This is a genomic window from Psychrobacter sp. M17(2026), from assembly GCF_055699815.1.
The window spans coordinates 2930068-2942876 of sequence record NZ_CM146741.1 but is presented as its reverse complement, the minus strand read 5'-3'; the positions used below and the strand labels follow the sequence as shown (position 1 = coordinate 2942876).

Annotated in this window: 12 protein-coding genes; 7 read left to right on the top strand and 5 right to left on the bottom strand. The window is 43.6% G+C overall.

All coding sequences use genetic code 11. The annotated features are described in order from the left end of the window. Window positions 1–53 precede the first annotated feature (53 nt). Both ACR63T_RS12525 and uvrC read left to right on the top strand, forming a co-directional pair. Window positions 54–1616 carry a DUF3360 family protein gene (locus ACR63T_RS12525; RefSeq protein WP_472784198.1) on the top strand — a complete coding sequence of 521 codons (1563 nt, stop codon included), beginning with the start codon at window positions 54–56 and terminating at the stop codon, window positions 1614–1616. Between the two features lie 130 nt (window positions 1617–1746). Further along, window positions 1747–3633 carry an excinuclease ABC subunit UvrC gene (uvrC, locus tag ACR63T_RS12520; protein WP_472784197.1) on the top strand — a complete coding sequence of 629 codons (1887 nt, stop codon included), beginning with the start codon at window positions 1747–1749 and terminating at the stop codon, window positions 3631–3633. A 55-nt stretch (window positions 3634–3688) separates the two neighbouring features. On the opposite strand, the gene ACR63T_RS12515 is transcribed toward uvrC, so the two are convergent. The 3 genes from ACR63T_RS12515 to lgt all read right to left on the bottom strand — a co-directional run bounded on the left by ACR63T_RS12515 (window position 3689) and on the right by lgt (window position 6153). Then, window positions 3689–4252, bottom strand: a complete 564-nt coding sequence (locus tag ACR63T_RS12515; protein WP_472784196.1) for a dihydrofolate reductase — start codon at window positions 4250–4252, stop codon at window positions 3689–3691. A gap of 56 nt (window positions 4253–4308) precedes the next feature. Next, on the bottom strand, window positions 4309–5166 hold the full coding sequence (locus tag ACR63T_RS12510) for a thymidylate synthase (RefSeq protein WP_472784195.1): 858 nt from the start codon (window positions 5164–5166) through the stop codon (window positions 4309–4311). A gap of 102 nt (window positions 5167–5268) precedes the next feature. Then, entirely contained in the window at window positions 5269–6153 is an 885-nt protein-coding gene (lgt, locus tag ACR63T_RS12505; RefSeq protein WP_472784194.1) for a prolipoprotein diacylglyceryl transferase, read from the bottom strand. 145 nt (window positions 6154–6298) lie between these two features. Here lgt and ACR63T_RS12500 point away from each other — a divergent pair, with 145 nt between their 5' ends. Both ACR63T_RS12500 and ACR63T_RS12495 read left to right on the top strand, forming a co-directional pair. Continuing rightward, window positions 6299–7957 carry a DUF4139 domain-containing protein gene (locus ACR63T_RS12500; protein WP_472784193.1) on the top strand — a complete coding sequence of 553 codons (1659 nt, stop codon included), beginning with the start codon at window positions 6299–6301 and terminating at the stop codon, window positions 7955–7957. Window positions 7958–7982: 25 nt separating this feature from the next. After that, entirely contained in the window at window positions 7983–8816 is an 834-nt protein-coding gene (locus tag ACR63T_RS12495) for an NRDE family protein (RefSeq protein ID WP_472784192.1), read from the top strand. Between the two features lie 241 nt (window positions 8817–9057). Here ACR63T_RS12495 and ACR63T_RS12490 read toward each other — a convergent pair whose 3' ends face one another. Continuing rightward, on the bottom strand, window positions 9058–9579 hold the full coding sequence (locus ACR63T_RS12490) for an RNA pyrophosphohydrolase (RefSeq protein ID WP_305899053.1): 522 nt from the start codon (window positions 9577–9579) through the stop codon (window positions 9058–9060). A 369-nt stretch (window positions 9580–9948) separates the two neighbouring features. On the opposite strand from ACR63T_RS12490, the gene ACR63T_RS12485 reads away from it, so the two are divergent. After that, window positions 9949–10362, top strand: a complete 414-nt coding sequence (locus ACR63T_RS12485) for an OsmC family protein (protein ID WP_201570410.1) — start codon at window positions 9949–9951, stop codon at window positions 10360–10362. 14 nt (window positions 10363–10376) lie between these two features. Further along, window positions 10377–10802, top strand: a complete 426-nt coding sequence (locus ACR63T_RS12480; RefSeq protein WP_305899052.1) for an MAPEG family protein — start codon at window positions 10377–10379, stop codon at window positions 10800–10802. An 87-nt stretch (window positions 10803–10889) separates the two neighbouring features. Here ACR63T_RS12480 and ACR63T_RS12475 read toward each other — a convergent pair whose 3' ends face one another. After that, the gene (locus tag ACR63T_RS12475) at window positions 10890–11885 is read right to left on the bottom strand and encodes a tRNA dihydrouridine synthase (RefSeq protein WP_472784191.1); all 996 of its coding nucleotides are present in this window, start codon (window positions 11883–11885) and stop codon (window positions 10890–10892) included. A 148-nt stretch (window positions 11886–12033) separates the two neighbouring features. Between ACR63T_RS12475 and ACR63T_RS12470 the strand changes: the two genes are divergently transcribed. Beyond that, window positions 12034–12765: a DUF1963 domain-containing protein gene (locus ACR63T_RS12470; RefSeq protein ID WP_472784190.1), complete on the top strand. Its 732-nt coding sequence runs from the start codon at window positions 12034–12036 to the stop codon at window positions 12763–12765. Window positions 12766–12809 lie beyond the last annotated feature (44 nt).

Here is a 12809-nt window from a genome sequence, read left to right as displayed (position 1 = left end):
TTATTTTGATAGCTTATTTTGATAAATGGTTTCAGACGTTATAAGGTGGTGTGATGAGTAGTACTCAAGATTCGGCTGTCGAGCATAGTCTCCAGCAACCCAATTCCTCTGATAGCAATCACGATGGTAACAACAACCCTAGTAATAACGATTCTAATGAACTACCTGACAGTTATCCAAATCTGCACAAACCAAGCGCTAGTTTCAAAAACCGCGATGCTTATCTAAAACATGAATTGCAAATCATGCAGCCTAAACGCTGGCGAGTTAACCTACCTTTTCGTGACTACCGCTTTGAATATGAGGATACTATTCCTGCGATGGCAGCGACTATCGGCAAAGTCGTCATGGTTGGTGCGATTGCGGCTACTTTTGCAGGGCCACTCGGATTGAGCGAGGCCTTTGTATTAGAAAACGTTCGTTATGAATTACTGATTGTCGCTGTTTTTGTCTTTTTATTCTCAGGCTTATTATTACCGACTGCTAACTTAGCAGGGACTCATGGCCCGTTAATTCCGCTCATTCCTATTGTCGTCGCTGCCGGTGGTCATCCGATGGCCTTTGGCTTGCTCATTGGTGCATTTGGGCTGCTATTAGCCATCAGTAAAGGTGGAAGTCTGCTGGCAAATTTAACGAGTAAGGGAGTGTGCGGCGGTTTACTACTATACCTAGGCTTTATTGGCACCACCTCACAAGTTAAGAATCTATTTGCATGGGCAGAGGGCATTGGTATGTCGCATATTGCCTTTACCGTAATTTTGCTAACCATCGTGCTTTATGCGGTGTTAGAAAATTACCAGAAGCGTTGGCTTGCCGTACCGCTCAGCTGTCTACTGGGTGGCGGCGTGGCGTTTGCTATGGGTGCGCCATTCGAGTTTAAAACTGCTCCAGGCTTGCCGCATATGAGTCCTGCTTATTGGTGGGGTGAGAACACAGGCTGGATGCTAGGGTTGCCAACGGTTGAGAGCTTTATCGTAGTACTTCCTTTTGCTGTACTGGCTGTCGCTATGTGGTCGCCTGATTTTTTGGGTCATCAAGTGTTCCAAAAGATAAGCTATCCAAAACGGACTGAGCGCGTGCTGATGGATATTGATGATACGATGACCAGTGCTTCTATAAGACAAGTAGCTGGCTCAGTACTTGGTGGTGCTAACTTTGCGTCATCGTGGGGAACTTATATTGTTCCTGCGGCGATTGCTAAGCGTCCGATTCCTGCTGGTGCGGTATTAACCGCGTTGTTCTGTCTGATTGCTGGTCTTTGGGGCTATCCGATGGATTTGGCGATTTGGGAACCTGTGATGTGTGTGGCCTTAATCGTTGGCGTCTTTATTCCGCTACTAGAGGCTGGTATGGAGATGACGCGCGAAGGTAAAACCACCCAGTCAGCAGCGATTGTGGTGTTTGCTTCAGCGTTAGTTAATCCAGCATTCGGTTGGTCGATTACCTTGCTACTAGATAATTTGGGCTTAATTGGTTCCAAAGAGCGTAGTGCCAACTTATCCAAAATGAGTCGCTGGATAATACCAGCAGCCGTGTTTATTATTCTAACGAGTGTTATGGCTATCGTCGGTATGCTGCCAGGTATTCCTGCGCTAGTAGCCAGCTTCCGTCATTAGTATTCTGTTACCAAATGACGTCTCCTAACTTCTAAAAGTCAGCCGAGTGCTGGCTTTTTTGTGCTTGCAATTTAAGCAAAATTACCCCATAACTAAGCGTAACCCAGCGTTTTTATGAGTATTATTAATTATGGCCAAAGCTCCAGAAGTAACTACTGTTAATAATAATAACAGCGTCAATAATAGCAATAATAATGACAAAGAGGATCGGAAAGTCCGTCTAAAACATCTCATCAAACGCCTGCCTAATTTGCCAGGGGTATATAAGATGCTGGGTAAAAATGGTGATATTCTCTATGTTGGCAAGGCAAAATCACTTAAAAGTCGGGTTAATAGCTACTTTGCTAAGACCATCGACCATCCGAAAACTCGTGCATTAGTTGCCCGTATTGATAATATCGAAACGATCATTACCCGTAGCGAGACCGAAGCACTATTACTTGAACAAAATTTAATCAAAGAACATCGTCCGCCTTATAATGTGATGCTGCGCGATGATAAGTCTTATCTCTATGTCTTTATTTCAGCGGACAAACCTTATCCACGATTGGCTTATGGACGCGGTAAAGGCAACCATCAAAAAGGTAAATTCTTCGGCCCGTTTCCCTCAGCTCATGCCGCAAAAGAGACATTAGTGCTGATGCAAAAGATGTTTCAGATGCGCCAATGTACCAATACCTTTTTTAAACAGCGTAAACGTCCTTGCCTTGAGTATCAAATCAAGCGCTGCCGTGCGCCTTGCGTCGGTCTGGTAACGCCAGAGGACTATATCGAAGATGTTAATAATACTATCCGCTTTTTAAAGGGTGATTCTAGCGACATTCATAGTACGCTGATTGAAAAGATGGAAGGCGCAGCTGAAGAGCTAGATTTTGAAAAGGCGGTGTTTTATCGCGACCAGCTATCGATGCTACGCGAAGTGCAAGCAAGACAAGCTGTCTATACGGTGCAAGGCGAGGCGGATGTGATAGCCATTGATAGTCAAGCGGGCATGACTACAGTTAATGTGCTGACAGTACGTGGCGGTCGCGTGCTAGGTGGCAAAAACTACTTCCCTGATGTTGATAGTAGCGAGCCGCTAGCGGATAATCTATCCGCCTTTATTATGTCGTTTTATTTTCAGGTGACCGACGACTTGCCTGCGGAGATTATTTTAAGCAACGAGTTACCTGATCAGCTGGCGGTTAGCGAAGCCTTGGCAACTCATTTTGGTAGCAAAGTGGTTATCAAGACCAGCGTCCGTGAGCATCGTGCTGAGTGGTTGGATCTAGCGACTCTTAACGCTCATAATGCGCTAAAAACTAAATTAGGCGATTATCTGGAGCTGCATGCGCGTTTTGGCGCGCTCAAAGATGTGCTGACCACGGTAACGGATCGAGTCATCGACCGTATTGAATGTTTTGATATCTCGCACACGATGGGTGAGGCAACAATTGGTAGCTGCGTGGTGTTTGATCAGGGCGGCTCGCGTAGGCGTGATTATCGTCAATATGCGATCCATGATATCGTCGGTGGTGATGACTATGCAGCGATGAAACAAGTACTGACTCGCCGCTATAAGAAGCAGCCGTTACCCGATTTATTATTGATTGATGGTGGTAAAGGTCAGCTGAGTATGGCGAAAGAAGTGCTGATTGAGCTGGATATGCTTAACGATACTTTGCTGGTCAGTGTCGCAAAGGGAGAAGGGCGTAAAGCCGGGCTTGAGGTATTACATTTCTTGAACCACGAGCCGTTAGATCTACCGATGGATAGCAAGGCTTTGCATTTACTGATGCATATTCGTGATGAAGCGCATCGCTTTGCCATTACTGCGCATCGTAAAAAGCGTGATAAGCGCCGTTCATCGTCAGTGCTTGAGGTGATACCAGGGCTAGGTGAAAAGCGCCGCCGTGATTTGCTTAATCATTTTGGTGGCTTGCAACAATTACTTGGTGCGTCCCAGCAAGAGCTGGCAGGCGTAACAGGTATTGGGCCCGTGTTGGCCAAGACGGTTTATAAGGTGTTGCATGAGTGATTGAATTTGGCGGGTTACGCTTGAGCTAACCCACCCTACTACTTAATGGCTATTTTCAAGCTCTTTTATAACTCACAAACTTAAAGTCCAAAGCACTTTTTTCATCGTGCATCTGCTCGGATTCTTGAACAGCTTCAAAGTCGCTTGGCAGCTCAGGGTAAAAAGCATCGCCATCATTGATTTCAGTAGCTACATGAGTCAGCTCAATACGGTCGGTATACATCATTGCATTGCCAAATACTTGCTCACCGCCAATCACCCAAATCGTTTCCAAATGTGCGCCATGCGCAAGGCTTGCCGCTTGGGTCAAAGCATCATCCAAATTATGCACAACATAAGCATTATCGCAGTTTTCTAAACCCTTTTTCTGAGCATAATCCAACTGACTCGTGATAATGAAGCTAATGCGTTTTGGTAGCGGTTTACTGTTCATTGACTCAAAGGTTTTACGGCCCATGATGACAATGCCTTTAATGTCACTATCGCTATTGGCAGTCGTCATCTTTTTAAAATGTTGCAAATCGGCTGAGATATGCCAAGGTAGGTCATTGTTTTTACCGATACAACGATTGCTACTAATAGCGGCGATTTGGGCAACTTCGGTGTTGGCATAACTCATAAAATGTCCTTTTTGCTTATTGAAAAATCACGTCAAAACAGTGTAAAAAATAGCTTTTATACTGCAACTTTAGCCTTGATAGCAGGATGCGACTCATAGTTTTCAACGCTAATATCTTCGTATCTAAAGTCAAGAATATCTTTTACATCAGGGTTTAACTTTAAAGTAGGAAACATCATTAGTGAGCGCGATAGTTGCAACTCTACCTGTTCGCGGTGGTTTTGATAAATATGACAATCACCACCTGTCCAGATAAACTCACCGACCTCTAAGTCACAAACCTGCGCGACCATATGAGTTAGCAGCGCATAGCTAGCAATATTAAACGGCACGCCTAAGAATAAATCTGCTGAGCGTTGATATAGCTGGCAAGAGAGTTTGTTGTCCGCGACAAAGAACTGAAATAGGGTATGACAAGGCGGCAGCGCGACTTGATTAGCCTCTAAAGGATTCCAGCCTGAAACTATCAAACGTCGTGAATTAGGGTTAGTCTTTATTTGCTCAATGACGTCAGTGATTTGATCAACACCATCCTGATTGTATCCAGTAGCTGTTTTACTAGCGCCATAATTACGCCATTGATGACCATATATAGGCCCTAAATCACCTTCAACGCGATTAAAGCGCGCAGTCTGCTCACCCGTTGCCCATTCATTCCAGATACGTACGTTATTCTGTTGTAAATAATCGACATGAGTGCTACCACTCAAAAACCATAGTAGCTCATAAGCGATGGACTTAAAGTGTACCTTTTTGGTGGTCATTAGCGGAAAGCCCGCCTGCAAGTCAAAGCGTAATTGTGCCCCAAAATGACTTAACGTACCTGTACCTGTACGATCGCCTTTTTCAGTACCCTCAGCCAGTACGAGCCTTAATAAATCAAGGTAAGCCGCTTCATTCTTCGTAGTAATCATGACTTTTCAAATTCCATAATCTTTGGTTTTAATATCACTTACTTTCAATATCACTTACTTTCAATATTACTCAATTTCAAGCTACCTCAGTTTCAAAACATCTTAATAAGCCGACTGGCGACCCCAGTCATAAATATCGCGCTTGTAAGCGTAAATAATTAAGAAAATGCCGATGATAATCATTGGCGCACTCAATATCTGCCCTTTAGTCACCCAGCCTAACAAGATAAAGCCTTGATCAGCATCGGGCTGACGGAAGAATTCGACGATAAAGCGACTAAAGCCATAACCGAGCATAAAGACGCCAGTGACGGCCATACGCGGACGCGGCTTGCTTGAGTACCACCACAAGAGTAGGAACAGTAGTAGGCCTTCGGTTAGCGCTTGATAAAGCTGTGAGGGATGGCGTGGCAGTAGCGCTTGGCCATTAACCTCAGTGACTAGCTGTTGGAGCGCAGGATTGGTCTGTAGTAATGCCAAATCAGCTTGCGCCGCTTGCGGAAAATAGGTCAGCCAATTATAGCCGCCATCAGAGACACGTCCCCATAGCTCGCCATTGATATAGTTACCTATACGACCGAATAATAACCCTGTCGGTACACAAGGTACGATAAAGTCGAGCACTTGAAATGGGGTCTTTTTATATTTACGGGCAAAATACAACATGCCAAGACCAACGCCAATTAAGCCGCCGTGAAAGGACATGCCACCTTCCCAAACTTTAAACAGATAAGCTGGGTTTTGTAATAATTCACCGAATTGATAAAATAAGACGTAGCCGATACGACCGCCTAATATCACCCCAAGCGCACCAAAAAACACTAAGTCTGAGACCATATCTGTCGACCAGTTATCGCGTTTGGTGCTGCGATACCAAGCCAAACCGTAAGCGGCTGCAAAGGCCAACAAATACATTAAGCCGTACCAGTGTACTTCGACTGGGCCCATAGACAGGGCTACGGGATCGTACTGGGGATGAATGATCATAAAAGTGTCTTAAATAGGGTAGTAAAGTGCTGACTATAATAGCAAAATTCGACTTGAACGAACACTAGCATAATGCAATGAATAGCAAAGGCTATAAAAAACCGCTAGTATAGAAAAACGGCTCTTAAATTTTGAGGAAGTATTTATGCAAAAGCTTCAATCAACAAAGATTTTGACTGTAATGAATACAAAAAATCAGCAACTCATTAATGATAAACGATTGGCAGCAGGGCTCTTGTCTAGCGTTGCGCTGGCTATGATTAGCCCTAGTATCCAAGCTGCTAACAGCCAAGTTGAGCAAGTCACTATCTATCAGGGTCTTGCTAGCGTTACTAGAGCACTGCCGATCAATGGCAGCGGCGAGCAGACGCTGGTATTCTCTTGTTTATCACCATTTATAGATAAAGATAGTTTGAGCGTGCAAGCAGCTGCTAACGTCAATATCGGTGAAGTCAGTATTGAGGACTTGAGCGGGGAGCAGGCCGCGCAGTGTCAGTATCAAGGTGACGCAAAAGTACAAACTGGACAAGATAATCTAGCAGATATTAATGCCGAATTAGAGGCCGCTTATTTAACTAAAGTCTATTTGCAAAACTTAGCTAAAGTGACGCAAATCAGTATCGATGGTACGCTTGCTAATAATGTGCGCGACTTAGATACTCAGGCCACTGCTATTAATAAGAAAATATTAGATATTCAGCAGCGCCAAGCTCGGGCGCAGGATGCTCTCAATCAGCTGATGGCTGGCAGCACGACCTCTACTCGTAATAATGTGACCCAAGTCAGTGTACGTACAGCCAGTCGCAGCCCAAGTTCCGTTAAGCTACATTACCAAGTGCGCGGTGCGAGTTGGCAGCCGACCTATCAGGCGCGGCTTAACACTGAGAGTGAGCAGTTAGCTATTACCGCATCGGCTATTATTGCTCAGCAAACAGGAGAGAACTGGATCAATATACCCCTGACGCTAAGCTCAGTTAATCCTAATAAAAATACCACGGGTCAATTGCCTAACGTGCCGCGATTAGGGCTGTATGAAGAAAATAATAAAACCGTTAGTGTGCAGCCGATGATGGAACCTGCTTATGCTCCCGTACCTGTTGTGGTCTCTGGACGAATGTCTGAGGCTGATGCAATGGATGCTGGTATGGCGCCGCTACCTAGCTTTACCGTAAGTAGTCAGAATAAAAATGGCATTATTGAATATAAGCTACCACAGCGTATTAGTATTCCTAGCGATGGTCGCCGCGTGCGGACTTTGCTGGATGAGCAATCAGGTCCTAGTAAGGTTTGGGTTCGTAGTACGCCAAGCGCTGAGCTGGCAGGCTATTGGTATGCTTCCGCGCCATTTCTAACGCCAGCGTGGGTCGATGGCTCTCTACAACTGTACCGCGACGATAACTACATCGGTCAGTCGCGCTACAGCTATCAGCTGCTAAAAGAGCAAGGGATCGGTTTTGGTATTGACCCTAATATGATCGTCAAGCAATTGGCTAATGAAGACAAGCAAGGCGACCAAGGCGCATTTAATCGCACCCAGACTTTAACCAAAACCCAAGCTTATCAGTTTACCAATCAGCACACTCGCCCTATTCGCCTGCAAGTATTAGGTAGTGAGCCGATCAGTCGTGATGATGACCTCAAAGTCAATGCGACCTATACACCACCAGTGACTGAGCGCGATTGGAATGATAATAAAGGCATAGTCGCTTGGGAATTTAACTTGCGAAGTCAGCAGTCGCAAACGGTGCAAAGTACCTATCAGCTGAGTTATCCTGCTAAAAAAACGTTAACAGGCAACTATTAAAATAAACAATTAAACAAGGATAACTATGTGCATCGTCGCCATTGCTTGGCAGCTGTTTGATGAACTACCACTGGTACTATTGTCTAATCGTGATGAGTTCCTTGAGCGTCCAACTCAGGCTTTACACCAGTGGTCAGATCAACCAGTCTACGCGGGTCGTGATAGCCAAAGTGGTGGCACTTGGCTAGGCGTCTATCGACAAAAGCAGCAACAATCGTATCAACAACAACATCAAGTCACTGCTGAACAAAATGGACGTTGGGCCGCGGTATTGAACTTTCGTGATGGCATGCAGGCAAATGCAGATGAGCGCTCGCGCGGTGAATTAGTCACCAACTTTCTGACCAGCGCTCTTAGTCCTATGGCTTTTGCACGACAAATCAACTTGCAAAATTATGCAGGGTTTAATTTGATTGTTGGCAACGATAAGCAAGCGGTCATCGTCAATAATCGCGGACATGCGCCGACAGCACTGCATTCAGGTTTGCATGTATTCTCTAACGGGCAACCTGATGAGAGTTGGTTCAAAACTGAAAAACTGCGCGGACGGTTAAGACAAGAAGTATTGCCATTAATAGGTGAGGATAGCCGTTTAGATTATTGGCAAGATGCTGCCCTTGACGTGATGTCTGATAAGACATTGGCACCTGAGGACAAATTACCTAAAACGGGTGTAGCAAAGCCAATTGAGCAAGCATTATCATCAGTGTTTATCGCACCGATAGTTTTAAACGATGCCGCTATAAAAATGCCAAGCTATGGCACTAGAACGCAAAGTATTTTAACTCTACGCTGTACAAAAGCTGATGAGTCAGAACTAAAAGCTCAACTTATTAGTCGTGAAACGACCGATCTTTAAATTATGTTTAGATTTATAAGATGAATCAAGCCGTAGGGTACGCTCCATCGCACCATTAATAGTAGGCGTAGCGCACCCTACAAAAGCTAAACGAGTCGAGCACTTTTAGTCATATATTTTGGGTTTGATATATAATTCTTGAATTGTGCTCTCAGCATTAGACATAAAAAAACCTCTGTTAAACGCTAAAGATGCTAGCGCCTAACAAAGGTGTTTTTACTTTATAAATCAAATCATCTATTTATTCCATCAGTAAATGATTGTCCTGTTCTGGGATAATCAGCTCTTGCTTTAGCGGTAGCTCACGTACTAGCTCCTGTAAAGCTCGGCGATATACTCCGCGTTTAAAGTGAATCACTTGTCCGAGGGGATACCAGTAGCTGACCCATTGCCAATGGTCAAATTCTGGCTTGCCTTCATCAAAGCGGATGTGTTGAGTGTTCAGCTCATCTAAGCGCAGCAAAAACCACTTCTGTTTTTGCCCAATACACAAAGGGTGTTGTCCATGGCGCACGTAACGATTGGGCAAACGGTAACGTAGCCAATCTTGGGTAACTGCCAGTAAGTCTACATGACGCGGGTGTAATCCGACCTCTTCCCAGAGCTCTCGATACATCGCATCCATTGGCGTCTCCCCACGGTCAATACCACCTTGAGGAAACTGCCAAGCGTTATGACCAATGCGTTTTGCCCATAGCACTTGTCCTTGTGTATTCGCCAAGATGATGCCGACATTGGCGCGAAAGCCGTCTGCATCTATCATAGCGTAACCTTTTAATCATTTAAAAGATCTCGTTTTTACAGGGTATAAACAGTAGTCATAATTATTATTGGGTGACTACTATAGCTACCTGATAAAAATGAGTTTCATTACTGCTATTAAACCAAGAAACCATCAAAATGTGTAACAATATTTTGCTATAAAATGTTTCACGACTATGTATGGTGATAATAATTGAATCAGGATTGCTATCTAAAAGTAGCGATTATCTAAACAGGTAATAGTAGATAATTTTAGCTATGACAATTGAGCTATAAAAACAGCTTTTAGCTTGTGCTAAACTGAACACCTAAAATTTCAGCACTAATTTTACTTTATATGAGTAGAGATTTAAAAAAAGGATAGTTAACAATGGCAGAGTCAAAAGCAAGCGTTACTTGGCAAGAGAGCAAAGCTTTTATGGGCGTATCGCCATCAGGGCATAATGTACAGATAGATGCGGATAAAGAAAAAGGCGCGAGTCCAATGGAGCTGATATTGCTCGGACTTGGCGGCTGTGCGAGTTATGATGTGGTATCGATACTACAAAAGTCACGTCAAGAGGTAACGGATGTGCGTTGTGAGTTGACCGCTGAGCGGGCCGAAACTGTTCCCGCTGTTTATACCGCTATCCATATGCATTTTGTAGTCACAGGTTCTGATATAGCAGACAAGCAAGTCGAAAGAGCGATTAGACTTTCTGCGGAAAAGTATTGCTCGGCTAGTCGTATGCTGGTGCAAGGTGGCGTAAATATCACTCATGATTATGAAGTGATTGCAGGGTAGGGGTCATTGAGATTATGAATATGCTTTTTGGATTTATCTCTGATACCGCAGCGTCAGCAATATGGGCAATGCTAGTTGCTAGTTTATTGCCGTGGTTGGTTTCTCTAGCGGCTAAGGTGTTTGGCGGATTTAAGATCAGGAACAATGCCAATCCTCGTGATTTTATGCAAAATGCCACGGGGTTAGCAGCAAGAGCTAATGCCGCTCAACAAAACAGTTATGAGACGCTGCCGATATTTCTGGCAGCAGTGTTAGTTGCGATGCTATTTTTTGTGCCACAGTCCATTATCAATATTTTAGCTTGGTTATATGTGCTGATCCGCATTGGCTACTGCGTCGCTTATATTACTAACTTGCCGATGTTTCGCTCAATACTTTGGGTATTATCGATGGTATGTAGTTTGATGTTGTTCTATCTAGCAATTCGCATTAGTGTTTAAGACTTTGGCAATCTTTTAATGCTAAAACGCTGTAATTTTAATAGTTATAGTGGCTAACGATTCAAAAAATTCTTATTATAAAAGTGATTATTGTTGCAAGCTAGTTTTTAGCGTTTCAATAATAGCTACTCTATTTCTCTCGCGCTTAATCTCATTCCATAAAGGCTGCGCTTCAACGTAGCCTTTACTCAGCATACCGAGCCACTGCTTATAGCGACCGACTAGTACCACATCGTTTTTTGCGGCGCCCTCTAAGAATTTAATTTGATGATTCAATAGCACTTGCCAAGATAACTCAGCCTTATCAATCAAATTATTCCCAGTCGACTTTTCTAATTGCGCTAGTAAATCTGGGCGTGTCACTGCTCCTCGACCTAACATCAGATGCTGAGTTCCTGACTGCTGCATACAGTTTAGGGCTTGTTTGCTATTCCAAATCTCACCATTAGCGATGACAGGTATATCGAGGGCATTAAAGCTCTGAATCTTATCCCAATAAGCAGGTGGCTTATAGCCTTGGGTTTTGGTGCGTGCATGAATAGTCAGCCAATCTGTACCGCTAGCTGCGATAGCGCCGCGAATATCATCCATTCTACTAGTATCGGTATAGCCGAGACGTATCTTGGCGGAGACTGGAATATCGTTAGGCACGGCTTGACGTACCGCACTGATAATCTCGTACATTACCTCAGGTTCATCCAACAATACTGAGCCACCGCGATGGCTATTGACGGTCTTAGCGGGACAACCAAAATTAATATCGATAGCAGGGGCGCCAAGCTCACAAGCATAGGCAGCATTCTCTGCCATCAGTTGGGCTTCGCTACCAAGCAATTGGATATGAATAGGCGTACCTGATGTCGTCTTAGCATCATTATGTAATTCTGGCACGAATCGATAGAAGACATGCGCAGGCAAGACATGCTGAGTCACGCGAATAAACTCACTCACTGACCAATCGTAAGGACGGCCTAAATCGGCAGCGATTTGCGTTAGTATTTGCCGCATCAAAGGATCAGTCAAGCCTTCCATTGGGGCAAGGAGGCGGACAGGGTTTTGGAATAGGTTTTTTGAGGGAGACATTGAGGGCATATAGGTATAAATTGATGGAGTATATGATAACTTATCTGTGTTTGCTTGTATTGCTATTACTCTTAATAGAATTTGGACAAGCATGAGATAAAAACCTGTCGAGACTATTTTTTAAGACTGTTAAAAAAATGAGGAACCTATGAGCATATCTATAAAAAACATTCAGAAGAAACTAGAACCGTGCAAAAAACAGGCTTGGTATCCAATAGTGGAGAATGGAGTGTATGCTGAGAAACATTCGAAGTTCTCAGGCGTGCCAATGCTTTTAGAGTCCGAAATTTGGCCTCGCTGTGAAAACTGTAAAAAGCCTATGCAATTATTTGTTCAACTTGACTCAAAGGAGCTACCAATAGAAGCCAATAATCCGTTCGGAGAAGGTTATCTACAAGTTTTTTATTGTACTAATGATATTCAGGAGTGCGATATGGAGTGTGAAGCTTATTTTCCTTTCTCTAAAAGCACTTTGGTAAGAGTTTTAGGATTCGATAATACTTTTTTATCAAATAGTATCAAGTCTGAGGTAAAAAATGAGATTCCAAAAAAATATATTACAGGTTGGATAGTAAAAGCAGACTATCCAAATGAAGAGGAGCGCTTCAGCACAGGTATAACTTTAACTAATGAGGAAAGTGAGTTTGCATTTGATAATGATATTACTGCTTTGCATAAGGATAAGTTGCTAGGTTGGCCATTTTGGGTTCAAGGTATAGAGTATCCTGATTGTCCAAAATGCGGTGAATGTATGGATTATATATTTCAAATCGACTCTAAGGATAATTTAGATTATATGTTTGGAGATTCTGGTTGTGCTCATATTACTCAGTGCAAGATACACAAAGATCAGCTTACTATTGCTTGGGCATGTTGCTAGCAGTAGATTGAATGCTGATAAGTCTCACACTTGTACTTATTATT

Bases quoted from the DNA above. Each gene is read 5' to 3' on its own strand.
- ACR63T_RS12500 (WP_472784193.1), top strand. From the start codon at position 6,299: ATGCAAAAGCTTCAATCAACAAAGATTTTGACTGTAATGAATACAAAA.
- ACR63T_RS12510 (WP_472784195.1), bottom strand. From the start codon at position 5,166: ATGATTACTACGAAGAATGAAGCGGCTTACCTTGATTTATTAAGGCTC.
- ACR63T_RS12470 (WP_472784190.1), top strand. From the start codon at position 12,034: ATGAGCATATCTATAAAAAACATTCAGAAGAAACTAGAACCGTGCAAA.
- ACR63T_RS12515 (WP_472784196.1), bottom strand. From the start codon at position 4,252: ATGAGTTATGCCAACACCGAAGTTGCCCAAATCGCCGCTATTAGTAGC.
- ACR63T_RS12485 (WP_201570410.1), top strand. From the start codon at position 9,949: ATGGCAGAGTCAAAAGCAAGCGTTACTTGGCAAGAGAGCAAAGCTTTT.
- uvrC (WP_472784197.1), top strand. From the start codon at position 1,747: ATGGCCAAAGCTCCAGAAGTAACTACTGTTAATAATAATAACAGCGTC.
- ACR63T_RS12525 (WP_472784198.1), top strand. From the start codon at position 54: ATGAGTAGTACTCAAGATTCGGCTGTCGAGCATAGTCTCCAGCAACCC.
- lgt (WP_472784194.1), bottom strand. From the start codon at position 6,153: ATGATCATTCATCCCCAGTACGATCCCGTAGCCCTGTCTATGGGCCCA.
- ACR63T_RS12475 (WP_472784191.1), bottom strand. From the start codon at position 11,885: ATGTCTCCCTCAAAAAACCTATTCCAAAACCCTGTCCGCCTCCTTGCC.
- ACR63T_RS12480 (WP_305899052.1), top strand. From the start codon at position 10,377: ATGAATATGCTTTTTGGATTTATCTCTGATACCGCAGCGTCAGCAATA.
- ACR63T_RS12495 (WP_472784192.1), top strand. From the start codon at position 7,983: ATGTGCATCGTCGCCATTGCTTGGCAGCTGTTTGATGAACTACCACTG.
- ACR63T_RS12490 (WP_305899053.1), bottom strand. From the start codon at position 9,579: ATGATAGATGCAGACGGCTTTCGCGCCAATGTCGGCATCATCTTGGCG.